The sequence below is a fragment of the Yokenella regensburgei genome, from assembly GCF_051486985.1.
Lineage (GTDB): Bacteria > Pseudomonadota > Gammaproteobacteria > Enterobacterales > Enterobacteriaceae > CBFFRJ01.
The window spans coordinates 48530-72351 of the sequence record NZ_JAHVDV010000028.1 but is presented as its reverse complement, the minus strand read 5'-3'; the positions used below and the strand labels follow the sequence as shown (position 1 = coordinate 72351).

The window sequence follows — 23822 nt, the reverse complement described above, 5'->3', positions numbered from 1 at the left end:
TCACCGCGAAGCGGCAGTTTTCGTGCCGGGAGCCGGGATTGTTAAGGGCGTGGCGGAGAACGCCCTTAACACGTTCACGGGGGAGGGTGCTGCATGGAAGCGCGGCACATGAGGTGAACGGAACCATTCCACCGGAGGTCAGCGGAACCCTTAGGGCCAGTCACCCGCTGTTCCCCTCACCCCGACCCTCTCCCCGAAGGGGCGAGGGGGAAAAGCGTGCCCGGTTTAGCAYGTGAGGTGAACGGAACCATTCCACCGGAGGTAAGCGGAACCCTTTGAGCCAGTCACCCACTGTTCCCCTCACCCCGACCCTCTCCCCGAAGGGGCGAGGGGGAAAAGCGTGCCCGGTTTAGCATGTGAGATGAACGGAACGATTCCACCGGCGGTTAGCGGAACCCTTTGAGCCAGTCACCCGCTGTTCCCCTCACCCCGACCCTCTCCCCGAAGGGGCGAGGGGGAAAAGCGTGCCCGGTTTAGCACATGAGGTGAACGGAACCATTCCACCGGAGGTAAGCGGAACCGCGCTTTTTACGGCTGAAATCGTTCCAGCCATGCGCCCAGAGTTGCCCCTCACCCCGACCCTCTCCCCRAAGGGGCGAGGGGGACAAGCGTGCCCGGTTTAGCACAGGAGGTGAACGGAACAGTTCCATAAGTGGCAAGCGGAACCGTTCCGCTTACGGCTGGCGCAGTTTCAAACGGGCACGAACATTTCCCTCTCCCTGAGGGAGAGGGCCAGGGTGAGGGGGGAATTGTGTGCGGGCACGAACTATCCCCTCTTCCCCCAGAGGCGAGGGGAAAAACGAGTCCGGGTTGCTCGTGAGGTGACCGGAAGGGGCCGCGTATGGTAAATGGCACCTTCCATGAATCACGGCGTTACTGCTTATCCGAAGAGGCCTGCCAGAGGTTCAGCTCTCCATCAGCCACATGCTTATCAATCCGTGCCAGCTCATCAGCCGTAAAGGTCAGATTATTCAGCGCCAGCACATTCTCCTCCAGTTGCTCTGGACGAGAAGCACCAATCAGCACCGACGTGACGCGCGAATCTTTCAGCAGCCAGCTTAGCGCCATCTGTGCCATGGTCTGTCCGCGCGCGGCCGCCATCTCATTAAGCAGCTTCAGGCTGTTGAGGTTCGCTTCAGTAAGCATTTTTTCCGTAAGGCCGCGCACCTTTTTGCCCTCTTTCTGCATTCTGGAGCCGTCCGGAATACCATTGAGGTACTTGCCGGTTAACAGCCCCTGCGCCAGTGGAGTGAAGGCTATACAGCCAACGCCATTCTCTTCCAGCGTATCCAGAAGCCCGGTTTTATCAACCCAACGATTGAGCAGGTTGTAGGATGGCTGGTGGATCAATAGCGGCACTTTCCACTCGCGTAGCAGCGACACCATCGCCTGAGTACGCGGCGTAGAATAAGAGGAAATGCCGACATATAACGCTTTCCCGCTTTGTACCGCATGGGCCAGCGCGGCGGCTGTCTCTTCCATCGGCGTATTTTCATCAACACGGTGGGAGTAGAAAATATCAACGTAGTCCACCCCCATACGTAACAGGCTCTGGTCCAGACTGGCTAACAAATACTTACGCGAACCACCGGAACCGTAAGGGCCAGGCCACATGTCATAACCGGCTTTGGTGGAGATGATCAGTTCATCACGATAGGCGGCGAAATCCTCACGCAGCAGGCGGCCAAAGTTTTCCTCAGCGCTGCCCGGAGGCGGCCCATAGTTATTGGCTAAGTCAAAGTGGGTGATGCCTGAATCAAAAGCCTTACGCAGAAGGGCTCGCTGGGATTCGAGGTCATGGACGTGACCAAAGCTGTGCCACAAGCCCAGTGATAAGGCGGGCAGGCGCAGCCCACTTTTGCCGCAGTAACGATATTGCATCTGTTCATAGCGTGCAGGGTTAGCAAACCAGGGCATGATGTCTCCTTTTTAGTCGATGTAAATTCGAAACAGCGTTTCCATTCTATCGCGTCGACATCACACAACAACCGCTTACCTGTCACGATGTTGGATTTTTGGGTAAAAGTGAGTCCGGGGCTGTTACATCTACAGGCCCGCAAGCGACTGGCACGCCTGGCGGGACGCTGCTCCGGGTGTAACCCGCCAGCTCCTGGACGTTTCCTGTTCTGGTTAAACTCCAGGGGCATAATTTCAGCACAGGGTTCACCACCTGGTTTAATCTGCTTGCGGATGCGAGGTTTTTGGTAAGTTCTGGAAGCCTTTTATGATATTTCCGCCTGGGGGCGTCGGGTAGGAAAATAGACCTGGTAAGCCTCTTCATTTTTAACTCACCGGAAACGACAAATCCTGGACAAATTGCCTTCGGCACTCACTTCTTCCTGAGAAAATTCTTATACCCGATGAGGTCGAAAGTGTGAGCGGTAAAACGTTTCTTCGCCACGCATATACCACTCCTGAGTGCAGCCGAAAATAGGGTCAGCGTGCCGACTTTTCTACGAAAATTCCTGGGTATATAACCTTGCTGTTAAAGCCTGCTCTGCAGCCCGCGCCAGCACTGGCTTTGCCGGGTTTCCATGCTGAAGTGGAACTATTGCAAAAATGATCATTCCCGTAGTGTTAAGATTGTTAAGGATGAGTGAATGGGTATTTAACGGCGCTTAACTCTTATTTATGATGCGTTTGTTGACCTCTTTAGTAATTACTTAAACAGGTTTTAATTGTGCATTATTTTTAATTTTAAGGGTGGGTGGGGGTGTGGTTTTTTATTTAATGTGGCCTGGTTAAGGTAGGGGGTTTAATTAATTTGCGCTGTCTTTAATCCGGTATTTTGAAACTATTAAAAATAAACAGGAAGATGATTTTTACGGATGTGTTGAGAGGTTTTAATAATATTTTTCCATTAATATTATAGGGTTACCTGTAGTTTCGGGGTGGTACTATCATTTCCGAATGAACAATAAATTGCTCCAGTAGTTTACAAAATATGATTCTGGCCTATTTTTCATCTTATAAACATAAAGGTTTCTGCCTGCCTGTTTTATGATCAAAATTTTTTCTTAGACCCATACAACTTCTCTAAAACGTGCCGATAACGGAGGTAAGTCCCACTTCAAAGTGGGAATGTACCTTCACGGCAAGGAAAATAAATATGCGTATGCTTCAAAACTTTACTATCCGAATCGTCATGCTGGTGATCCTGGGCATTTTTGGCCTGCTGTGGTCTGGCGTCGGTTTGTATAGTATTTATTCACTTTCGAAAGTGGCAGAGGGCAACGAGATTGATCGTCAACTCGTGTCACAAATGACATTACTCAGCCAGGGCAATGATCAGTACTTTCGCTTCGTCACCCGCTTAGGGCGTGTGATGGAAACCAAATCCGCTGGCGGTACGGTGGACTTTGGGCCGGTTCAGCAGGCTCTCGACGGGATGTCAAAGAAGCTGGCGGACTTTAAGGCCATCTCTCCGGGCCCGATGGATCCAAAAGTATCTGAGCAGGTCATCAGCGCCTGGCAGGGGCTGCTGGACCAGGGCGTGACTCCGCAGATGCAGGCGGCACAACAAGGTTCGGTCGAGGCGTATCGCCAGCAGGCGAATAACGTGACGCCGGCATTAAGCCGTGCTTTCGGTTCGGCTGCCGACAGCTTTAATAAGGCCGCCAGCGACAGTCTCGACACCACGCGCGTGTTGGTCGATAGTCAGACCACGGTGATGCGTACCGTTATTATTGCCGCAATGGTGCTCGGGATCCTGATCCTGCTGTTTACCGATCGTTATCTGGTTACCACGCTGGTTCGTCCTCTGGATATTATTCGTGATCACTTCACGAAAATGGCGCAGGGCGATCTGAGTCAGCCAATCCAGGACTTTGGTCGTAACTGTGTTGGGCGTGTCGTTCCGCTGCTGCGTGCCATGCAGGATAGTCTGCGTGATGCGGTCAGTACTATCCGTCAGGGTAGTGACAACATCTGGCGTGGCGCGACCGAAATCTCCAGCGGCAACAACGATCTCTCTTCGCGTACCGAAGAGCAGGCCGCTGCGCTGGAAGAGACGGCCGCCAGCATGGAGCAGCTTACCGCAACCGTGAAGCTGAACGCCGAAAACGCCAACCAGGCAAGCGAGCTTGCGGATGTCGCCTCTACCACGGCCAGCAAAGGTGGCGAACTGGTTGATGAGGTCATCAGCACTATGGCGGGCATCTCCGACAGTTCGAAGAAAATCGCCGAAATCACAACCGTGATAAACAGCATTGCTTTCCAGACCAACATTCTTGCGCTTAACGCGGCGGTAGAAGCGGCGCGAGCGGGGGAGCAGGGGCGTGGTTTTGCGGTGGTTGCAGGTGAAGTTCGTAACCTTGCCAGCCGCAGTGCGGGTGCTGCCAAAGAGATTGAAACGCTGATCGCCGATTCGGTTACCCGCGTGAATAAAGGTGCCAAACTGGTCAGCGATACCGGCACCACGATGGAAGGCATTTTACGTGCGGTTACTGAAGTGACTACCATCATGAAACAGATTGCGTCAGCGTCAGCTGAGCAGAGTAAAGGTATCTCTCAGGTCGGCGTTGCGATCTCCCAGATGGATAACGTGACGCAGCAGAACGCGACGCTGGTGGAAGAGGTTTCAACGGCTGCTGCCGCACTTGCCCGACAGACGGAAGAGTTGCAGCGCGCTGTCCAGCAGTTCCGTTTGTCAGATGATGATCGCCAGACCGTAGTTACCCCGGCTCCGCTAAAATCGCCGGTGCTGCGCACTGCGCCAAAAAGCAGCACGGCATCTACGGATGAATGGGTGGCTTTCTAAATAAGCGGCTACCGCTCAGCCTGTCGCTATGTGATGTTTTATGTAGCGATGGGTGCAAAAGCGTGAAAAAGCGGTTGGCAAAGAGTTGATGGTGAGGCTTAAGGACTGGCCGCGTGCAAACCATGTCACCATGTTGTACTGACGCTACGCGAGGCTTTAGGCCTGTAACGTCTGGTCATGTCCTTATAACATCAGCGCGAAGCGGCATCAGGCTTCGCGTCTGTCACCATTTGCGTAACCAGCGACAGATTGCCAATTCTGGCTTCCCCGGCACGATAAAACTTGCTTTTATCAATCAACAGCAGCGACTGGTGCGCCCTTTTTAACAACAGCGTTTTAAAGCGGGCGTTGCTGTGGGTTGAATCCCACATCTCCCCGTTAGCGTCAACGCCTTCGCAGGAGAAGATAAACAGGTCCGTCTCCAGCGATTTGAGCATAGTGGGCAGTACGGCGTTAACGTAGCAGCGGGATCGGCGATCCAGTTCACCGCCGGAACAGATCAAATGGATGTTTTCGCGGCGCGCCATCTCCTGGCAAACCGGCACGCTGTTGGTAAACACCGTAAGCGGGATATCTGGTAACTGTTTGGCGAGGTGAAAACAGGTCGAACTGGCATCCAGCGCCAGGGTCATGCCAGGTACTATCCAGTTCAGGGCGTGACGGGCAATGTCGGCCTTATCAGCATAATGGCTTTTCAGGCGGTTATAGAACGGCTCACCACTGTCGTTTTGTGCATTGTGCAGACGCCTGGCACGACCGTGTCGCCGGATGATTTTTCCCTCGGTTTGCAGGGTTTTCAGATCCCGTCGTATCGTCTCAAGGCTCACCCCGAGCTGTCCGGCCAGGGCCGTGGTCGTTAAGGTTTCATGATCGTTCAGAAGCTGCAAAAGGGCCTGCTGGCGGGTGATCTTCATTGCACAACCCTCTCAACCGGGGGGAGAGAGAGCACCGTTTTCCCCACCGCCGCGCCATTCTTACCCGAGTGCTTAATGTGGTACATCGCCATATCGGCGCGTTTGAGGGCATTCACAAAATCATCCGTTGGGTGCACCTCATCGATCCCGACTGAGGCCCCTACGCTGGCATCGCCATTGTCCAGTTCAAAGGGCATCAGAGCAGCCTGAAGGCAGTGATGTGCGGCGCGTTGTATCGCAAGGCTACCGGCAGCAAAGGGAAGAAGCAGCACAAATTCATCACCGCCCAGGCGGCCGACCACCGTGCCCTCCGGGCAGGCTTCACGCAGACGCAGACTGAGCTGGATAAGCAACTCGTCGCCGCTGCGGTGCCCAAGGGTATCGTTTACCACTTTAAAATCATCAAGATCGATAAAGGCGATGCAAAGCGGCCCGGCCTGCTTTAGTTCATCAAAATGTTTGACCAACGCATGGCGATTAGCAAGACCCGTTAACGGGTCATGATTTGCCAGCACCGCGAGCTGCTCTTCGTACTGTTTTTCTTTAGTCATATCGATATGGGTGCCGGTGACCGTAAGCGGCCTACCGTTTTCATCCCATTGACTAACCCGTCCGCGATCCAGCACCCAGGTGACAGTGCCGTTTTTATGCTGCATGCGGTGCAGCGCCTCATAAAACGGGGTTTTTCCATCGAGATGACCATAAAACGCGTCCAGCACCCACCCCCGATCCTCCGGATGAAGGTGCTCCCGCCAGACCTCAAAGCGGGCGCTGAGCTCTTTCGGCTGGTAGCCCAGCATCGAGCCCCAGCGGCGGTTGAAAATAATCAACTTTCCGCTTGGGATATCAAGTTGCCACAAACACAGCCCGGTGCCGTCCAGCGCAGCACTGAGCTTGCTCCGGGCGTCACGCGCTATCCGCACCAGGCGTGCGTTATGCTTTTTCAGATTGAGGATCTGCTGTTTTAGCGCGCTTTCAGACATTTGCCGTGTTTATGAATAAATAAAAGGCATTCTTACCAGTTATTTCAGGGATGTAAATATGATGTGAGAAAAACAGTCAGGTGAGGAAAAAAGGGAGATCCCGGGCAGAAGGGTGCCCGGGAGAGAAGGGTTAGCCGTTGCGTTTATCTTCGGTTTGGGTGTCAAAATCGCTGGCATCGTGACGCTCATGCAGCTGTTCGCCCGGTTCGCCGAAGGTGCGGTTGACCATACGTCCACGAATGACTGCCGGGCGGGCTGCCACCTCTTTCGCCCAGCGCAGCACATGGGTGTAGCTACCGGCTTCAAGGAAGGTATCGGCATCATAAACATTGCCCAGTACCACGTTGCCATACCACGGCCAGATAGCCATATCGGCAATGGTGTACTCATCGCCGGCCACATAGCGATGCTCTGCCAGTTGCTTATCGAGCACATCCAGTTGACGCTTGGCTTCCATGGTGAAGCGGTTAATGGCGTACTCCAGCTTCACCGGCGCGTAATGGTAAAAGTGACCAAAGCCGCCGCCGAGGAAGGGAGCAGAGCCCTGTAACCAGAACAGCCAGTTCAGGGTTTCGGTGCGCCCGGCGAGATCTTTTGGCAGGAAGTGACCAAATTTCTCTGCGAGGTACAGCAGGATATTGCCGGATTCAAACACGCGGGTCGGCGGGGTGGTGGAGTGGTCACGCAGGGCCGGGATTTTTGAGTTTGGGTTCACGTCCACGAAGCCGCTGGAGAACTGATCGCCTTCGCCAATGCGAATCAGCCAGGCGTCGTACTCCGCTTCGGTAACGCCCTTCGCCAGTAGCTCCTCCAGCAGAATAGTGACCTTCTGCCCGTTCGGCGTGCCAAGCGAGTAGAGCTGTAGCGGGTGCTTACCAACGGGGAGCGCTTTATCGTGTGTTGCGCCGGAAATCGGGCGGTTAATGTTAGCGAATGCGCCGCCGCCGGACTTATCCCACGTCCAGACTTTCGGAGGCTGATAGTTGTTGTCTGACATGTTGACCTGCCTTTTCGTTAAGGTGTTGAAGCAGTGTAGCAGTCGCCAGGCGGGGTGCATTTGCCCCCACCCGGGGTTAACGCTGAGTATCACGCCAGAATGCGTGCCGCCCAGGTGCTGATATCGTCGCCGCTGCCGAGGTCCGCCTGTACCAGGCCATTGACCATAAAAGTGGGCGAGACGTGAATGCCATTCTGGCGGGCGTATTTGCAGTGCCATTTGATTTCGGCCTGCAGTTCCGGGCGGGCGAAGGCTTCACCCAGCTTGACGCCGCTGTAGTTTTCGATTCGCTCGATAATCTGCTGCGGCGTGGTATCCATGTTCGGGCCACTGCAGTGGTCAGTAAACTCAAACTCTTCCCGATGGTCAGCGACGGCCTGCATCACGTTGTGTGCGGCTTCGCGCCCATTGGCCAGGGTGGAGGCAGCAAGAATACAGCGCACAATCACCCCGGAGAAGAGATGCCAGGGCTGCGATTGCAGGCGAATTTTTACCGTCACCTTGTCTTCACCCACTTCTTTTAACAGCGCATCCAGCTTGTTAAATGCGCGTACGGAGAAGGGGCAGGTCGGCTCCAGAAAAACCTCGAAAGTGCGTGGGCCGTGACCCCAGATCAGCGGCTCGGCATGTAACGGTTGGCTCATGTTCACTCCTGATAGTTAACGCAATGTTGTGCAACGGTGAGAGTTTCAATGACAAAAGAGAATATCAGGATGTGTTTTCGTGAGGCACTGGAATTACTGTATCTGGCTTTTTTCTGCCCCTTAACCGCCCAAAAAGCCAATTCATCGCACGCAGGACACAGTGAGGAAACGCACGTAATCCTTCTGAATCAGGATAATTGATTGCTTTGCTAAACCGGTTTAATTAAATTTTAGCCATACATTCTATTGGGAGAACATTATGTCAGCTCAAGTCTGGTGTCTGGGTGACGCCGTTGTGGATCTCTTGCCGGAAGGCGAGGATCGTTTAAAACAGTGTGCGGGTGGGGCTCCGGCCAATGTGGCCGTTGGCATTGCAAGACTGGGGGGCAACAGTGGCTTTATTGGCAGGGTGGGGCAGGACCCCTTCGGCCAGTTCATGCACGCCACGCTGCGCGAGGAGAGAGTGAATACCAACTATATGACCTTTGACGAGGCCCGACGCACCTCAACTGTGGTCGTCGACCTTGACGATCACGGGGAGCGTTCCTTTACGTTCATGGTGCGCCCGAGTGCCGATCTTTTCTTGCAGGCCGATGATTTGCCGCTCTTTCAGCAGGGAGAGTGGCTGCATAGCTGTTCTATTGCCCTCTCTTCCGAACCTTCACGCTCCACCACGCTGCTCGCCATGCAGCGTATGCGGGAGGCCGGCGGATTCGTCAGTTTTGACCCTAATATTCGAACCGATCTCTGGCCGGATCCGCAGGTACTGCACCGCAGTCTGGATCTCGCGCTTGAACAGGCGGACGTGGTCAAGCTCTCTGAAGAGGAGCTGGCTTTTATGACGGCCTCCTCCGATTTACCCGGTGGTATGAAAACACTGGCAGCGCGTTTTGCTATCAAGCTTCTGCTGGTCACCCAGGGAAAAGCCGGGGTGCTGGCACTCTTTCAGGGCGACATTTTTCACTACCCCGGCACCCCGGTGAAAAGCGTCGATACGACGGGGGCCGGAGATGCCTTTGTCGCCGGGCTGTTATGGGGGCTGGCGCAGGGAGGCCTGCCGCAGAGTGAACCACAACTGGCGGCTTACCTGAAAAATGCGCAGCGCTGCGGAGCGCTGGCAACCACGGCGAAAGGGGCGATGACGGCGCTACCCCGCCTGGACGCGCTGTTATCTCCTCAGGGCTGACGTCAGGATTTGCGACCCTCCTCACATTCACTAAACCGGTTTAGCTAATTTGTTTGCACGATGAAATTATCCAGGATTATGATTCGCGCCTAAACCGGTTTAGCAAAAGTTCAGCACCTTTACCTCTTTCATAGGGACGCAAAAATAATGAAAAAAAGTACGCTCGCTATCACGCTTGGTTTGTTAATGGGATCGGGGTCTGCGCTGGCGGCAGATCCGGGCATGAACAGTATCGAAGCGCGTCTTGCGGCGCTGGAGCAACGTCTGCAGGCAGCGGAACAACGAGCCACTCACGCCGAGAAAAGAGCCGAAGCTGCGGAGCTACAGGCTAAAAACCTGGCGGCAGAGCAGCAGAAAACGCAAACCACCACGGCAGAGGTTGCGCAGCGCACCACCCAGCTGGAGCAGAGATCCACCGGGGAGGGTGGGTTCGAGTTTCACGGCTATGCCCGTTCAGGCCTGCTGATGAGTGACTCGGCGGCCAAAACCCAGGGGGGACCTTCAATGACGCCAGCGGGGCAAACCGGCGGGCATGTCGGGCGTCTGGGTAACGAGCCGGACACCTATGTCGAGTTGAATCTTGAGCATAAACAGACGCTCGCCAGTGGCGCCACTACCCGCTTTAAGGTGATGCTGGCCGACGGGCAGCGCAGCTATAACGACTGGACGGCCTCCAGCAGCGATCTCAATCTGCGTCAGGCGTTTACCGAACTGGGCCATCTGCCGACGTTCACCGGCGCATTTAAGGATTCCACGGTCTGGGCCGGTAAGCGTTTTGACCGCGATAACTTCGATATCCACTGGATAGACTCGGACGTGGTGTTTCTCGCCGGGACCGGGGCCGGTATCTATGACATGAAGTGGAGCGACAACGCGCGCAGCAACTTCTCTCTCTATGGACGCACCTTTGGCGACATCGAGAACAGTGAAAACAACGCCCAGAACTACATTCTGACGCTGAATAACTACGTTGGCCCGGTGCAGATGATGGTCAGCGGTATGCGGGCGAAAGATAACGATGATCGTCTCGACAATGACGGCAATAAAGTAAAAAGCGATGCGGCGAACACCGGTGTTCATGCCCTGTTAGGGCTGCATAACGAGAGCTTCTACGGCCTGGGTGAGGGGTCGTCGAAAACGGCGCTGCTGTATGGTCATGGCCTCGGCGCTGAAGTGAAAGCCGTAGGCTCTGATGGCGCACTGTTACCGCAGGCGGACACCTGGCGTCTGGCGACCTACGGCATGACGCCGCTGGGGGGAGGCTGGCACATTGCGCCGGCGGTGCTGGCCCAGAGCAGCAAAGATCGCTACGTCAAAGGTGACAGCTACGAGTGGGCGACCTTTAACATGCGCCTGATTCAGGAGCTGACGCAAAACTTCGAGATGCAGTACGAAGGCAGCTATCAGTACATGGATCTCAAGCCTGAGGGCTACAACAGCCGTAACGCGGTGAACGGCAGCTTCTACAAACTGACCGTGGCGCCAACGCTGAAAGCGGGAGACGTGGGCGAGTTCCTGAAACGCCCGGAACTGCGTCTCTTTGCCTCCTGGATGGACTGGGATCATAAGCTCGACCACTACGCCAGCGATGATGCGCTCGGCAGCAGCGGCTTTAAGTCTGGCGGCGAGTGGACCTTCGGCGTGCAGATGGAAACCTGGTTCTGATAATCAAGCCCCGGTAAGGGGCTTTTGACGCGCTAATTATTATAAATTTTCAAAAACAGAGGTTTATATGGATTTCGAACAGATTTCCCGGTCGCTCTTACCGCTGCTGGGCGGCAAGGACAATATCGTCAGTGCTGCGCACTGCGCCACGCGACTGCGTCTGGTGCTGGCGGAAGATGCCAAAGCGGACACCACCGCAATCGGCAAAATTGATGGAGTGAAAGGCTGCTTTCGTAACGCCGGTCAGCTACAGGTGATTTTTGGCACTGGCGTGGTGAACAAAGTCTACGCCGCGTTCATCAAGGAAGCCGGTATTGGTGAAACGAGCAAATCAGAAGCTGCCGCCATCGCTGCCCGTAAACTGAATCCGTTCCAGCGCGTGGCCCGTTTGTTGTCCAATATTTTCGTCCCCATCATCCCGGCCATTGTGGCCTCGGGTTTGCTGATGGGGCTGCTCGGGATGGTGAAAACCTACGGTTGGGTGAACCCGGAAAATGCGCTCTACATCATGCTGGACATGTTCAGCTCGGCGGCATTCATCATTCTGCCTATCCTGATTGGCTTTACCGCCGCGCGGGAATTTGGTGGTAACCCTTATCTGGGCGCGACGCTGGGCGGCATTCTGACCCACCCGGCGCTGACCAACGCCTGGGGCGTGGCCGCCGGCTTCCATACCATGAACTTTTTTGGTATCGACGTGGCGATGATCGGCTATCAGGGCACCGTCTTCCCGGTGCTGCTTGCCGTCTGGTTTATGAGCATCATCGAAAAGCAGCTTCGCCGGATGATCCCGGATGCGCTGGATCTGATTCTGACGCCATTTTTGACGGTCATTATTACCGGTTTCGTTGCAATGCTGGTCATCGGCCCGGCGGGTCGTGCGCTGGGTGACGGTATCTCCTTTGTGCTGAGTACTCTTATTACGCATGCGGGCTGGCTGGCCGGGTTACTGTTCGGCGGGCTTTACTCGGTGATTGTTATCACCGGTGTGCACCACAGTTTCCATGCTATTGAAGCCGGATTGCTGGGCAATCCCTCTATTGGCGTGAATTTCCTGCTGCCCATCTGGGCGATGGCTAACGTCGCGCAGGGCGGGGCCTGTCTGGCGGTGTGGTTCAAAACCAAAGATGCGAAAATTAAAGCCATCACGCTGCCCTCGGCGTTTTCCGCAGTGCTCGGCATTACCGAAGCGGCCATTTTTGGTATCAACCTGCGGTTTGTGAAACCCTTTATTGCGGCGCTGATCGGCGGTGCAGTGGGTGGGGCCTGGGTGGTTTCCGTCCATGTCTACATGACTGCTGTTGGCCTGACCGGCATTCCGGGAATGGCGATTGTGCAGGCCAGTTCGCTGCTGAATTATGCTATAGGGATGGTGATTGCCTTCAGCGTCGCCTTTGTTATCTCTTATCTGCTTAAATACAAAACGGACTCGGAATAATGACTGCATCCACCCTGTTGCCGGAGATTTTACTGTCAGTGCTGAAAGGGCAACCGAAAGCGCTGCGTGACAGCCACTATCCGGCCTGGCATCTGGCTCCGGTGACCGGGCTGTTGAATGACCCTAACGGCTTTATCCATTTCCAGGGGCGGTTTCATCTGTTCTATCAGTGGAATCCGCTCGGCTGTCAGCATAACCACAAGTGCTGGGGCCACTGGAGTTCGGCGGATTTGCTGCACTGGCAGCATGAGCCGTTAGCCCTGATGCCGGTTGACGAGTATGACCGCAGCGGCTGTTACTCCGGCAGCGCGGTCGACAATCAGGGCGAACTGACGCTGTGCTACACCGGCAACGTCAAATTCGCTGACGGCGGGCGCACGGCGTGGCAGTGCCTGGCGGTGCAGAACGCCGAAGGGGGCTTTGATAAGCTCGGGCCGGTGATAGCGTTGCCGGAAGGCTACACCGGGCATGTCAGAGATCCGAAACTCTGGCGCCATGAAAATCAGTGGTATATGGTGCTGGGCGCTCAGGATCTGGCGCGACAGGGCAAGGTACTGCTGCTGCGTTCAGACGATTTGCACCAGTGGCAGCTGCTCGGTGAACTGGCGGGTAGCGGCCTCGGGGGGCTAGGAGACGCAGGGTACATGTGGGAGTGCCCGGACCTGTTCACCCTGGGGGCGGACACCTTCCTGATATGCTGCCCGCAAGGGGTGGCCCGCGAAGAGTTCCGTTTCCTCAATACCCATCCGAGTGCGTACCTCAGCGGGACCTTTTCCCCTGAGCAGGCGACATTTGCACACGGCGAGCTGCATGAACTCGACGCCGGGTTTGAGTTTTACGCACCGCAAACCACCCAAAGCGCCGACGGTCGACGTCTGCTGGTGGGCTGGATGGGTGTGCCGGATGGCGAAGAGATGCGCCAGCCTACGGTCGCACAGGGCTGGATCCATCAAATGACCTGCGTGCGCGAACTCTCCTCCCGCGACGGCAGGCTGTATCAACAGCCGGTGCGGGAGCTGCAGGCGCTGCGCGAAGCGGAACACCATTTTGCAGGTCCGGCGGATAATGCACCCAGCATCGACGCACAACGTCTGGAAGTGGTTGTGGAAAGTGAAGGCGAGCTGACGCTGAACTTCGGCGATACGTTGCTCTTGCACTGGCATAAAAACCAGCTGCGACTTGACCGCCGGAGTCTGGAGAACGGCGAGTGGCTCTCGCGGTTCTGGCAGGGGGAGGCGTACAAACTTCAGATCCTCTGTGACCACTCAAGCGTTGAGATCTTCATCAATGACGGTGCGGGTGTCATGAGCAGCCGTTATTTTCCGTCACATCCTGCACAATTAACCTTTGAAGGACGTGGAGAAGTGCGGGCGCAATACTGGTCGTTACGCCCTTGCATGGTAGAATAACGGCTTGTTTCATTAACCGATGCATTGTCGTGAGAAAAACAAAACGCGTTACCATCACTGATATCGCCGCGCTGGCGGGTGTCTCAAAAGCCACCGCCAGCCTGGTGCTCAATGGACGAGGTAAAGAGTTACGCGTGGCGCAGGAAACCCGTCAGCGTGTGCTTTCGCTTGCTCAGCAGCACCATTATCAGCCGAGTATTCATGCCCGGCTGCTGCGCGAGGATCGCAGCCATACGCTGGGGCTGGTGGTGCCTGAAATCATCAACCACGGGTTTGCTGCCTTTTCTCATGAGCTGGAGAACCTGTGCCGTGAGGCGGGGTTACAGCTTCTTATCTCCTGTACCGATGAAAACGCCAGTCAGGAATCTGTCGTGGTTAACAATCTGGTCTCCCGCCAGGTGGATGGGCTGATTGTCGCCTCCAGTATGCTCAACGATGCCGATTACCTGAAGCTCAGCGAGCAACTTCCGGTTGTGCTGTTCGACCGCTATATGAACAGCACGCCTTTGCCGCTGGTCATCACCGACGCGGTGACGCCAACCGCCGACCTGGTAGAACGACTGGCCCGCGCTCATCCTGACGAAATCTACTTCCTGGGCGGGCAACCGCGACTGTCACCCACCAAAGATCGCCTGACGGGCTTCATGCAAGGTCTGGAAAGAGCAGGTGTGACGCTGCGCCCTGAGTGGATTATTCATGGCAATTATCATCCGAGCAGCGGCTACGAAATGTTTGCCGCCCTCTGCGCGAAGCTGGGACGCCCGCCAAAAGCCCTGTTTACTGCGGCATGCGGACTGCTGGAAGGGGTACTGCGTTATATGAGCCAGCACCATCTGCTGGAAAGCGATATCCACATTGCCAGCTTTGATGACCACTATCTTTATGACTCGCTGTCGCTGAGTATTGATACCGTTGAGCAGAACATTCCGCGCCTGGCGTATGACTGTTTCGACCTTATCACCGGCCTGATTGAGGGTAATGAGCCGGCCGAACAGCAACGTATTTTGCCCGCGACCCTGCGCCTGCGTAACGCGCAACTGAAACAAGCCGATCGCATTCCTTAATCTGATTATCAGTGCCCACAGTCCAGATGCAGTGACGCCAATGTGGGTACTCCTCACCTGAGATTCCCTGCTTTTAAACATGAGGCTCGTTTAAAACAGGCAGGCTTCTGTTTCGCCTTTACGTCATCACCGAAGGGGGTAACGGAGCGCTCCTTAACGTTATCGATGACAAAAAATGTGAATGGCCGGGCAACCGGCCATTTTGGTTTATTCAGCGCCGCCGCGCACCATGCAAATGATGCTCTCCACCAGCTCGTCCTTCGCCTGTTGCGCGCTGATTTTGCCTATCACTACCGCCCAGGCTAACCCTTCCGCAGCCCCGAGCATCGCCCACAGGGCGGGGGTTTGTAGCGTTTTACCCGTGCAGAAAGGGTTGAACAACGTCCGGCATTTTTCAGTGAAGGTCGTGGCGTACTCCTGACGCATTTGCTCAAGCTCCGGCGTGCCGCTGAGCGCGGCAATGACCGCGGGCATTTCGCGCCCTGAGAGCAGCACACACTCAATGTAAGCGTCGGCGATCACCGCGGCCAGCTTATCCAGCGCAGGTTCCGTGCGGCTTATCTGTTCGTCCATGCGTGCCGTCGAGCGAAGATCGTATTCCCGATAAAGTGCGGCGAACAGACCAGAGCGGCTGGTGAAATGGTCATAAACCACTGGCTTGGTGATCCCGGCACGCTCGGCCAGATGTCCCAGCGTCAGCGCTTCAGTGCCCTCTTCACGCACAATCTGCCAGGCCACATCGACCAGTTGAGCATAGCGATCTTCGCGCGATAAACGCTGGCGGGTGGGCGGATTTGTCATCAAACAGATTCTCCATTGACATGTTTATATACCAAAGGTAACTTAATGAGCATAACTTACCTTTGGTATATAGAGTACGTTTGCTTACGCCATCCCGCAACCAGGAGTCGCCTTATGCATGCTTTAATCGTTGTTTCTCATCCTGACAAAGACGCGTTAACCCATCACGTGGCTGCGGCCGTGGCGAAAGGGATCACCGCCAGTGCGCAGCACACCGCCGATATTGTTGATCTGACCGCCGAAGGTTTTAACCCCACCTTTACCGCCCAGGACTTCGCGGCATTTAAACTTTCCGGTTCATTGCCTGCAGAGATTGTGGCAGAGCAGGCGCGAATTGATAAGGCCGATGCGCTGGTGCTGGTGTTCCCGGTCTACTGGTGGTCAATGCCTGCACTGCTCAAAGGCTGGATTGACCGCGTGTTTACCCACGGTTGGGCATATGAAGAGACCGCCGAAGGTGAGGTAGTCAAAAAGCTCGGCCACCTGCCCGTACACATTATCGGCCTCGGGGCCGCCAGCCAGGGCGCTTACGACCGCCACGGTTATACAGCCGCCTTTAATGCGCAGATCGCTCACGGCATTTTTGATTACTGCGGCGCCCAGGTCAAAGCCTCTGAACTTTTGTTGCTGCCGGAACTGGGAAGCGGGGAGGGGTATCTGGACAAAGGACGGACGCTGGGGGAGAGGGTGTTTGGCTGAGGGAAGTGATGACCCGCCGGAAGGCGGGTTAGTCGAAGGTCCAGTAATAACATCAGGTTTCTGCAGTGTGCATAATGAATTTTCCCCACCTGAGAAAGCGATTGGTTATGCCTTTATCAAAAAATAACCCGAACATTCACGACCTGCTGGATTTGTTCGTCTCTACTGATGAGAATCAGCCTATCGATGGCAGCCCCGCCGAAAGTGTACTATTTGAACAGCGAATTTTCGTAGATGATCCAGTTAAGTATCAGGCATGTATCGATCGTCTGAATAGGCCACCTGCGCCCAATGCAGCGTTGTGTAAAATCATGATGGCGTCAGATCTATGGGAGGATAAAAAATGATCTCTGCATGTGGTCACTTACCGTTGGTTATCGGCGTAACATTTTTCATGGCACCTAAGGATGAATAATTGATCCGGGTGATTTCTACTTCATAAACTGACCAACTGCATCAAACAGCGTGTCCCATAACTGAACGTCGGGATCTTTTAATACAACCCATCGCCGAAGCCCTGATAGATAACGACGATCTCCAGGTTGAAAAAGCGCTTTATAGCAGGCTCCGTTCCTGCCTGAACCTGCCCGGACCCATCTTGCTGGAGCCCATTCCTGCTCATCTTGTTGCCAGCCTGACGGCCGATGTTCGCCCTGAAAGCGCCCCCGTTTCGAACCTGAACGCACCGGGCTTTGCCGCTACTGCCAGGCGCTGACCAACGTGTTCGCAGGGAAGGGCATCTCGCAGATGTTAAGAAAGAGATACGAGGCTTGCTGTATGACCTGGTGATGTTCTTTGCGGCGGGAATGAAAGCCCCGCGCTGGCTGCGTACGGCCGGGGGAGTGACGCTGTTCAGAGTAAAAAACTGCCGCCCACATTGCAGGCGGCACGGATTATCAGAACAATACCGAGTAATTCAGGCCAAAGGTACGGCCACGACCTTTGTAGGTATAGAGGTTCTCAGCACCGTAGGTGGGGCTGTAGAGGCCCGGTGCGCGCTGTCCCCAGGCGGTGGTGTAATCTTCATCCAGCAGGTTTTCCACACTGAAGCTCAGCTTGCCCACCGGCAGCAGGTAGCTGCCTAACAGATCGACAGTGTTATAGCCGTCAATGTGCTTACCGGCTTCGTCAGAGAGGTCAAACGTCTGCGTGCTTTGCAGGCGCAGCGTCCAGTCGCCCGGAGCCCAGGTTACCCAGGCGCTCATTTTTGATGGGCTGGCGCTGTCTACCGTCAGCTTTTCCCATTTCCCGTCGACGCGGGTTTGCGACCTGATGGCGTTAAAGTTCGCACCGGTACTCCACTCGCTGTCGGTAAAGAAGTAATCCACTTGACCTTCAACACCATAGATGCGGCGCTTATCATCTTCAATATTGATGGTCATGTCGGTCTTGTTGATGTTGATGGTCTTGTCAGAAAGCGAGTAATAGCCAGCAATCTGCGTGCGCAGATTATCGCCGGTGAAACGCCAGCCCAGTTCGTAGGCATCGACTTTGATGCCGTCGAGTTTCGAGTCATTGACGTTTACGCTGTTGACCAGACGATAGTGGCCATTTTGCAGCTGATAGGTACCAGATCCGTAATATTTCGCCAGATCCGGGATCTCAAACCCTTGTGAGAAGTTAAACCACAGCTGCTGACGCTCGGTCAGATGGCCCAGAATCCCGGCATTAAACAGCAGGTTGTTGTAGTCCGTTTTTCCGCCCGGCACGGCGTCTGCGGATGTCGCCTTACCCGTGGCGATGGCCTGCTGCTGACTATAACCAATGAAGTCATCGACCTTATTTTCCGTGTACTGGTAGCGCACCCCAGCGCTCAAAGTGACGGCGGAGATGTCGTAACTGCTCTGCAGGAAGGGGGCGAGGTTTGTGATGCTGTAGCCCGGATAGCGGTCAACGTTCCAGGCGTTGTCGAGCTTCATGCCGCCACTGGCCGCCGCTTTGTTGAGGTCGAAAAATTGCTGGTTGGCATCGAATTCTTCGTGTTCGGCATCGACACCCCACGTCAGGGTCAAATCCTCCAGCGGTTTGCTGTTAACAGTAAGTTTGCCGCCATAGAAGTCGGTTTTTTGCTGCGACGCGCCAATGCTGGTCACCCGGCCGCCGGCCAGGGTCGGGAAGGGGTAAAACGTCAGGCTCTCATCACGATAATAAATCTGTGCGACGAGATCCTGGCCCCAGAAATCGGTGTTGGAATATTGCAGGTTGATCAGGTGGCGCTCGGTGCCGGGGATGCGGTCAGCGTCGAGATTGTTCTTGTTGTACGCGTTGCCGGAACCGGTCACCGCCGAGAAGTTCTCGCCAAGGTACAGGCCATGCTTACCGTCGGATTCGCTTTTGTAATACTGGGTGGTGAGCTGCAGTTGCTGACGATCGTCAATGTTCAGCGTGCCGGTGCCCATCACGTCCAGACGGTCAGAATATTGCAGACCGGTCTGGGTATTATCGATGTTGACCTCGTTGCCTTTGCCGTCATACCAGCCGCCGAAGCGCTGATACGCCACCGACAGACGGCCCGACGCGTTATCGTTTCCGCCGCTGACCGCCGCCGCCACGTTTTCATCATTATCGTTATGGCTGTTGAAGCCGGTTTTGAGGCCGGTCTGAAACTCCGCTTCGGTTTCCGGCTGACCTTTTTTGGTAACGATATTGATTAAGCCGCCGGTACTCCCCCCGCCGTAGAGGGAAGTGGCACCGGAGATGACTTCGACGCGGGCAATGTTAAACGGATCGATGGCGTCCAACTGACGGCTGTCGCTGCGTGAGGAGTTTAAGCGCACGCCGTCAACCATCACCATCATCGAACGCCCGCGCATGTTCATGCCGTAGTTGGTACGCCCCTGACTGCTGACGTCCATTCCGGGAATCAGCTGAGCCAGCACCTCTTTGAACTCTTTCCCGCCCTGAACCTGCTGTTCAATTTCAGCCTGTTCAATAACCCAGGTGGTCTGCGCCATATCAGCAACGCTGTGATTCGCACGGCTGGCGGCCACCACCAGGGTCTCTTCTTTTTGTTCTTCAGCCGATGCATTTGCAGCGAGCATCATTAGTAAACAAGGGCTTAATGCCCAGGAGCAACGGGATTTCATTATTAGGATCGTCCTGATTTATCGAGGTTTCGGCGGCATGGATGCCCCGCATTACGCCAACATCACCTTCGCAGGTGATAGTAATTATCAAGATGATATGAATTATCGTTACCATGTAAATAGTTAATGTTAAAAAATGTTAATGCAATACCATGATTTTTATGTGGTTTTTGGATGGGCAGGGTATCTCTGATTTTCTGTCACCGATCGCTAACTCTTAGGCTGATACAGAAGTGTTCGAGTAACGCTTAATCCGCTATTTGGATATTTTATATATCTAAAGATATGTATGTTGAATATTGATTCATAAATCCTATTGTTAACTTGTTATTGATCGTTAAAATCGATCTATGGTTGGTTTATGTGACTATCTTCACAAAATTAAGCGAGCTTCACGCCCATATTAATAAGCAGGCAAGTTAATTATTAAAAAAGCATTTTTAACTTGCTTATGGAATGTTTCATTTACCCAGTAGAAACTTCTCCTCATGTAAATAGAGCATTGTTAGTCGATATTTTTCATATGGAAAGATGACTTATGCCTACTGAAATTAAAATTGTAGTAACTAATAAATCCTCGAAGCAAAAAGAAATTTTTTTCTTCCAGCAACTTGCAAAATATAACGGGGAGGAGAGCGTTTATTCAAATAGTATTTTGAGTACACTTCTCCCACCTTTTGCAGAATCGGGTAGAAAATACGAATTTGGGGTGAAAGAAATATATTATGCTGGTGTTGTGGAGGTGAAGGAGGAAATCAGTCCGGGTAAACCTTATGGTTTCATGACAGCAAGACAACTTGTTGATCTTACCCCTGCTGCGGGTACTGGTGAAATTAAACCAAACTGCGTTAACGTCAAAACTAATCCGTTGGGTATTGAAGTCGCCAGGATTGCTCCCTTTTAAAAAATGCCGGGTGACGACGGCGGAACTGGCGGAAACGACATTGCCCGCGTCGCGGATTCTGGTGATTGAAAATGAACAGTGTCTGCACCAGCTCCCAGCGTTATCTAACACTATCGCGATTTTAGGGTGTGGCCTTGACGTGCAATGGTTATCCAGCTCAGTTCTGGATGAAAAACACGTTGCCTATTGGGGGGACATGGATAGCTGGGGGCTACTGATGCTGGCGAGAGCCAGGCGCTGTCGTCCGACGCTTGATGTTCTGCTCATGAACCGTGAATTGTTTGAGCAATATGCCAGCTATAGCGCCGTTCCTGAACCGGTAAAAGCGCAGCAAGCAATACCTGATGGCTTGCTTAATGAAGAGATCGATTTTTATCGCTACTTAACCTGCTTACCGCGTGGTCGTCTGGAGCAGGAATTTTTGCCTGCGGGGCTAGTTGAAGAGGCGCTGGTCAGGTGGGGAAAAGAGAACTAAGGAGATCATGCTGGCTGCGGGGGCAGTTTACGCGGTATTTTCTCATGGTTGTCGCAAAAATCGGTGCAGAAATGGATAATGGTTTCGTTATGTGTGGAGTCAGGTCCACACATAACGGTCTGAGGTCCACATATAGTGGATGGAACTCCACACATAACGGTCTGAGGTCCACATATCACGGTCAGAACTCCACACATAACGATTCCATAATGCATGATGCAGAAAAAACCCCATCCCCCTTTGTGTTGAATATCTTCCAAACATACATTTGATATGTTTGAACAATGATTTTTGAGATAATTAAAATTGGTGTATTTTCTAATTGATAGATTCTATTAGTATTTTTGCTATACTTTTGAGATATCGTCATGCACCAGTTGAGATAACTAAACATTATGGCTCAATTTAATCACTTTGAACTCTCGCTTCTGAACCCCAGCTTTGACTCCCCTTTGGTCGACGCGCTGACGGAACTAGAGATCCTCCGGCATCTGCGGCTGGAAACCGACGTTCATCCCATCCTTTTTGCGCAGATGAAGGCCGTTTTCCACATGCTGGAGAGCCTTGGCTCTGCAAGGATTGAAGGAAACCACACTACACTTGCTGACTATGTTGAAAGCAAAGTGGAAGGAACACAAAGTTCGACGGACCAGCTCAAAGAAATTAACAACATTGAAGCCGCGATGGAGTTCATCGATGAATATCTGAGCAATGGCGATGACATAACGGAATATTTTATCCGCGAGTTGCATAGTCTGGCGGTCGCCGGGCTGCAACAGGAAGGCGACAGAACGCCCGGTGCATATCGGCAACATAACGTCAGCATTGCTCAGTCTGACCATTTACCGCCGGACCACATCCGCGTTCCTGATTATATGGCGGAACTGACCGCCTTTATTAACCGTGCCGATAAGCCAAAGTACGATCTGATGAAGATTGCTCTGGTACATCATCGCTTTGGCTGGATACATCCTTTTGGCAACGGTAATGGCAGAACCGTCAGATTGCTGACCTACGCGTTGCTTATAAAGTATGGTTTTAATGTTCAGGCAGGTGGTCGGGTTCTCAATCCGACAGCGGTATTCTGTAACGATCGTGAACGCTATTACGCCATGCTTTCGTTAGCCGATAAGGGAACAGAGCAGGGGCTGGAAGAATGGTGTTTATATGTGCTTTCAGGGATCTCCTCTGAGCTGAAGAAAGTCGATCAACTGACAAATCACGCTTTCCTGAGCGAAAAAATTCTGTATCCGGCTATCGATTTTTCGTCGGAGAGGGGGCTGATAAATCCGCTGGAATCGAAGGTTCTGAAACGTTCTGTTGAGTTAGGAACGATAAAAGCGGGCGACCTACGCGCTGTTTTACCGGACCTGAAGCCGACGCAGGTGACTTATCAGCTTGGTAAGCTGATTGAGCGGGGACTGCTCCAGCCAGTAGAAGAAGGGGCGCGTACCTATACGGCGAAGTTTTCTAATTCGTATCTGATTCGTGGGGTGATTAAGGTTCTTCGGGAAGAAGGGTTTATTCCTGATTTGTGATGTCAAAATATCATTGACTGACAATTTAAGTTTAAGAGCAGACTAAATAGCTGCGCCTAATACCGCTACACTTTTGCCAGCCCATGTTTGCCTCCTGGGAATGGGCTGACGGTTTCCATAAAATGATGAACCTTTTTCAGTAGTTGCCACATTGAACGGCACTGATGATTGCGTGTTATCGTGTCATGAAGCGCCTGCCATAGCTGTTCAACATGATTTACCCATGGCGAGTACACTGGCTGATAAATCAACCTGAACTTCGGATTCTGCTTCAGCCAGCGCGGTGTTTCCCGGCTTTTGTGGATAATATAGTTGTCCACGATGAGCGTTATCGTTTTTGCCCGTCGGTATGTCGCTTTCAGATGCTTTAACAGACTGATAAATAATGCTGAACTTTTACTGTTTCCACCCACATAACTGACTTTACCTGTTCCGCTATGCAGCGCGCCAGCCAGATAATATTTTTCATTCTGTCCCGGCGTGACCACACGTTTTTGCTGTCCGCGTAGCTGCCAGTCCGCACCAATTTTGGGATTAAGATGGATATCCACTTCATCTTCATAAAAGACCGGATGCTCTGCGCTGTATTCGTCCAGGGCTTTATGGATTGCCGCCATCTTTTCATCTTTATGCGGGTCACGGATACGCAGGGTTGGCGCAGCCCTGCGCCACACAAGTCCCGCTGAAGGCAACCAGCGACGTACAGTTCCTGCATGTAACTGGCATCCGGTTATCTCGTTGATTTTTATTGCCAGCAGTTCTGTACTCCAGCGTGAACGCTGGTAGCCAAAATCGCCGGGAGCATGTTTTACCAGCTCACGTAATAACGTGCAGATATGCTCAAACGGCCAGCGACGGGTTCGTCCGGCAGGTAATTATTTCAGCCCTTCAACACCCGACAGCGTGAACCAGTTAATCCAGCGTCCGACGGAGGAACGGGCGCAGCAGAGAGTTCTTGCAACATCGCTGACGCGGTCGCCCCGATGCAGCATCAGCATGGCCGTCAGCCTGCGGGCATAATTTTTATCGTGCGTTTTATGGATTGCTTTCTGCATCAGGCGTCGTTCGTCACGGGGAATTGGTGCTATGATCGGCATCGCTCAGTCCGGTTGGTGATTTGTTTTGATTTGGCGATTGATCAGATCGCACAATCCGGGCTGAGTTCCCTCAAAGTGATCTACTATTCCGCGCAGCTATTTAGGAATGCATATTCGGTATATTAGATAAAGTATTTTTGATATTCATGCTGCTGTCCTTATC

16 protein-coding genes and 2 pseudogenes are annotated in these 23822 nt (G+C 53.5%); 10 read left to right on the top strand and 8 right to left on the bottom strand.

Annotated elements, in window-relative coordinates; genetic code table 11:
- Positions 1 to 873: 873 nt before the first annotated feature.
- Complete coding sequence (locus tag KXR87_RS18060) at positions 874 to 1917, bottom strand: aldo/keto reductase (protein WP_437433590.1); 1044 nt, start codon at positions 1915 to 1917, stop codon at positions 874 to 876.
- 1192 nt (positions 1918 to 3109) lie between these two features.
- On the opposite strand from KXR87_RS18060, the gene KXR87_RS18055 reads away from it, so the two are divergent.
- On the top strand, positions 3110 to 4759 hold the full coding sequence (locus KXR87_RS18055) for a methyl-accepting chemotaxis protein (protein WP_437433589.1): 1650 nt from the start codon (positions 3110 to 3112) through the stop codon (positions 4757 to 4759).
- 191 nt (positions 4760 to 4950) lie between these two features.
- Here KXR87_RS18055 and fucR read toward each other — a convergent pair whose 3' ends face one another.
- The 4 genes from fucR to KXR87_RS18035 all read right to left on the bottom strand — a co-directional run bounded on the left by fucR (position 4951) and on the right by KXR87_RS18035 (position 8297).
- Positions 4951 to 5673 carry an L-fucose operon activator gene (gene fucR, locus KXR87_RS18050; RefSeq protein WP_437433588.1) on the bottom strand — a complete coding sequence of 241 codons (723 nt, stop codon included), beginning with the start codon at positions 5671 to 5673 and terminating at the stop codon, positions 4951 to 4953.
- Positions 5670 to 6656 carry a diguanylate cyclase domain-containing protein gene (locus KXR87_RS18045; RefSeq protein ID WP_437433587.1) on the bottom strand — a complete coding sequence of 329 codons (987 nt, stop codon included), beginning with the start codon at positions 6654 to 6656 and terminating at the stop codon, positions 5670 to 5672. The genes fucR and KXR87_RS18045 overlap by 4 nt, the downstream gene beginning before the upstream one ends.
- A 130-nt stretch (positions 6657 to 6786) precedes the next feature.
- Positions 6787 to 7653 (bottom strand): glutathione-dependent disulfide-bond oxidoreductase, encoded by an 867-nt coding sequence (gene yghU, locus KXR87_RS18040; protein ID WP_437433586.1) that lies wholly within the window; start codon positions 7651 to 7653, stop codon positions 6787 to 6789.
- Positions 7654 to 7742: 89 nt separating this feature from the next.
- Positions 7743 to 8297, bottom strand: coding sequence for a DsbA family protein (locus KXR87_RS18035; protein ID WP_437433585.1), 555 nt, complete (start codon positions 8295 to 8297; stop codon positions 7743 to 7745).
- 259 nt (positions 8298 to 8556) lie between these two features.
- Here KXR87_RS18035 and KXR87_RS18030 point away from each other — a divergent pair, with 259 nt between their 5' ends.
- From KXR87_RS18030 to KXR87_RS18010, 5 genes are all read left to right on the top strand, one after another.
- The gene (locus KXR87_RS18030; RefSeq protein ID WP_437433584.1) at positions 8557 to 9483 is read left to right on the top strand and encodes an aminoimidazole riboside kinase; all 927 of its coding nucleotides are present in this window, start codon (positions 8557 to 8559) and stop codon (positions 9481 to 9483) included.
- A 147-nt stretch (positions 9484 to 9630) separates the two neighbouring features.
- Positions 9631 to 11148 (top strand): carbohydrate porin, encoded by a 1518-nt coding sequence (locus KXR87_RS18025; protein ID WP_437433583.1) that lies wholly within the window; start codon positions 9631 to 9633, stop codon positions 11146 to 11148.
- A gap of 67 nt (positions 11149 to 11215) precedes the next feature.
- Entirely contained in the window at positions 11216 to 12586 is a 1371-nt protein-coding gene (locus KXR87_RS18020) for a sucrose-specific PTS transporter subunit IIBC (protein WP_437433582.1), read from the top strand.
- The gene (locus KXR87_RS18015) at positions 12586 to 13995 is read left to right on the top strand and encodes a sucrose-6-phosphate hydrolase (RefSeq protein WP_437433581.1); all 1410 of its coding nucleotides are present in this window, start codon (positions 12586 to 12588) and stop codon (positions 13993 to 13995) included. The genes KXR87_RS18020 and KXR87_RS18015 overlap by 1 nt, the downstream gene beginning before the upstream one ends.
- Positions 13996 to 14024: 29 nt before the next feature.
- Complete coding sequence (locus KXR87_RS18010) at positions 14025 to 15059, top strand: substrate-binding domain-containing protein (RefSeq protein WP_437433580.1); 1035 nt, start codon at positions 14025 to 14027, stop codon at positions 15057 to 15059.
- A 207-nt stretch (positions 15060 to 15266) separates the two neighbouring features.
- Here KXR87_RS18010 and KXR87_RS18005 read toward each other — a convergent pair whose 3' ends face one another.
- On the bottom strand, positions 15267 to 15860 hold the full coding sequence (locus KXR87_RS18005) for a TetR/AcrR family transcriptional regulator (protein ID WP_437433579.1): 594 nt from the start codon (positions 15858 to 15860) through the stop codon (positions 15267 to 15269).
- A gap of 114 nt (positions 15861 to 15974) precedes the next feature.
- Here KXR87_RS18005 and KXR87_RS18000 point away from each other — a divergent pair, with 114 nt between their 5' ends.
- The gene (locus KXR87_RS18000; RefSeq protein ID WP_437433578.1) at positions 15975 to 16559 is read left to right on the top strand and encodes an NAD(P)H-dependent oxidoreductase; all 585 of its coding nucleotides are present in this window, start codon (positions 15975 to 15977) and stop codon (positions 16557 to 16559) included.
- Between the two features lie 896 nt (positions 16560 to 17455).
- On the opposite strand, the gene KXR87_RS17995 is transcribed toward KXR87_RS18000, so the two are convergent.
- Positions 17456 to 19645 (bottom strand): TonB-dependent siderophore receptor, encoded by a 2190-nt coding sequence (locus KXR87_RS17995; protein WP_437433577.1) that lies wholly within the window; start codon positions 19643 to 19645, stop codon positions 17456 to 17458.
- Positions 19646 to 20183: 538 nt separating this feature from the next.
- Between KXR87_RS17995 and KXR87_RS17990 the strand changes: the two genes are divergently transcribed.
- The 3 genes and pseudogenes from KXR87_RS17990 to KXR87_RS17980 all read left to right on the top strand — a co-directional run bounded on the left by KXR87_RS17990 (position 20184) and on the right by KXR87_RS17980 (position 22562).
- The gene (locus tag KXR87_RS17990; protein WP_437433576.1) at positions 20184 to 20549 is read left to right on the top strand and encodes a hypothetical protein; all 366 of its coding nucleotides are present in this window, start codon (positions 20184 to 20186) and stop codon (positions 20547 to 20549) included.
- Positions 20515 to 21024 (top strand): annotated as a pseudogene (locus KXR87_RS17985) (Wadjet anti-phage system protein JetD domain-containing protein); the annotation flags it as partial. The gene KXR87_RS17990 and the pseudogene KXR87_RS17985, both read left to right, overlap by 35 nt.
- A 395-nt stretch (positions 21025 to 21419) precedes the next feature.
- Positions 21420 to 22562 carry a Fic family protein gene (locus KXR87_RS17980; protein ID WP_437433575.1) on the top strand — a complete coding sequence of 381 codons (1143 nt, stop codon included), beginning with the start codon at positions 21420 to 21422 and terminating at the stop codon, positions 22560 to 22562.
- Positions 22563 to 22627: 65 nt separating this feature from the next.
- On the opposite strand, the pseudogene KXR87_RS17975 reads toward KXR87_RS17980, so the two are convergent.
- Positions 22628 to 23659: pseudogene (locus KXR87_RS17975) on the bottom strand (IS630 family transposase).
- Positions 23660 to 23822: the final 163 nt, after the last annotated feature.

Bases quoted from the DNA above. Each gene is read 5' to 3' on its own strand.
- KXR87_RS18035 (WP_437433585.1), bottom strand. From the start codon at position 8,297: ATGAGCCAACCGTTACATGCCGAGCCGCTGATCTGGGGTCACGGCCCA.
- KXR87_RS17995 (WP_437433577.1), bottom strand. From the start codon at position 19,645: ATGAAATCCCGTTGCTCCTGGGCATTAAGCCCTTGTTTACTAATGATG.
- KXR87_RS18020 (WP_437433582.1), top strand. From the start codon at position 11,216: ATGGATTTCGAACAGATTTCCCGGTCGCTCTTACCGCTGCTGGGCGGC.
- KXR87_RS18005 (WP_437433579.1), bottom strand. From the start codon at position 15,860: ATGACAAATCCGCCCACCCGCCAGCGTTTATCGCGCGAAGATCGCTAT.
- KXR87_RS18015 (WP_437433581.1), top strand. From the start codon at position 12,586: ATGACTGCATCCACCCTGTTGCCGGAGATTTTACTGTCAGTGCTGAAA.
- KXR87_RS17980 (WP_437433575.1), top strand. From the start codon at position 21,420: ATGGCTCAATTTAATCACTTTGAACTCTCGCTTCTGAACCCCAGCTTT.
- fucR (WP_437433588.1), bottom strand. From the start codon at position 5,673: ATGAAGATCACCCGCCAGCAGGCCCTTTTGCAGCTTCTGAACGATCAT.
- KXR87_RS18025 (WP_437433583.1), top strand. From the start codon at position 9,631: ATGAAAAAAAGTACGCTCGCTATCACGCTTGGTTTGTTAATGGGATCG.
- KXR87_RS18045 (WP_437433587.1), bottom strand. From the start codon at position 6,656: ATGTCTGAAAGCGCGCTAAAACAGCAGATCCTCAATCTGAAAAAGCAT.
- KXR87_RS18060 (WP_437433590.1), bottom strand. From the start codon at position 1,917: ATGCCCTGGTTTGCTAACCCTGCACGCTATGAACAGATGCAATATCGT.
- KXR87_RS17990 (WP_437433576.1), top strand. From the start codon at position 20,184: ATGCCTACTGAAATTAAAATTGTAGTAACTAATAAATCCTCGAAGCAA.
- KXR87_RS18055 (WP_437433589.1), top strand. From the start codon at position 3,110: ATGCGTATGCTTCAAAACTTTACTATCCGAATCGTCATGCTGGTGATC.
- yghU (WP_437433586.1), bottom strand. From the start codon at position 7,653: ATGTCAGACAACAACTATCAGCCTCCGAAAGTCTGGACGTGGGATAAG.
- KXR87_RS18030 (WP_437433584.1), top strand. From the start codon at position 8,557: ATGTCAGCTCAAGTCTGGTGTCTGGGTGACGCCGTTGTGGATCTCTTG.
- KXR87_RS18000 (WP_437433578.1), top strand. From the start codon at position 15,975: ATGCATGCTTTAATCGTTGTTTCTCATCCTGACAAAGACGCGTTAACC.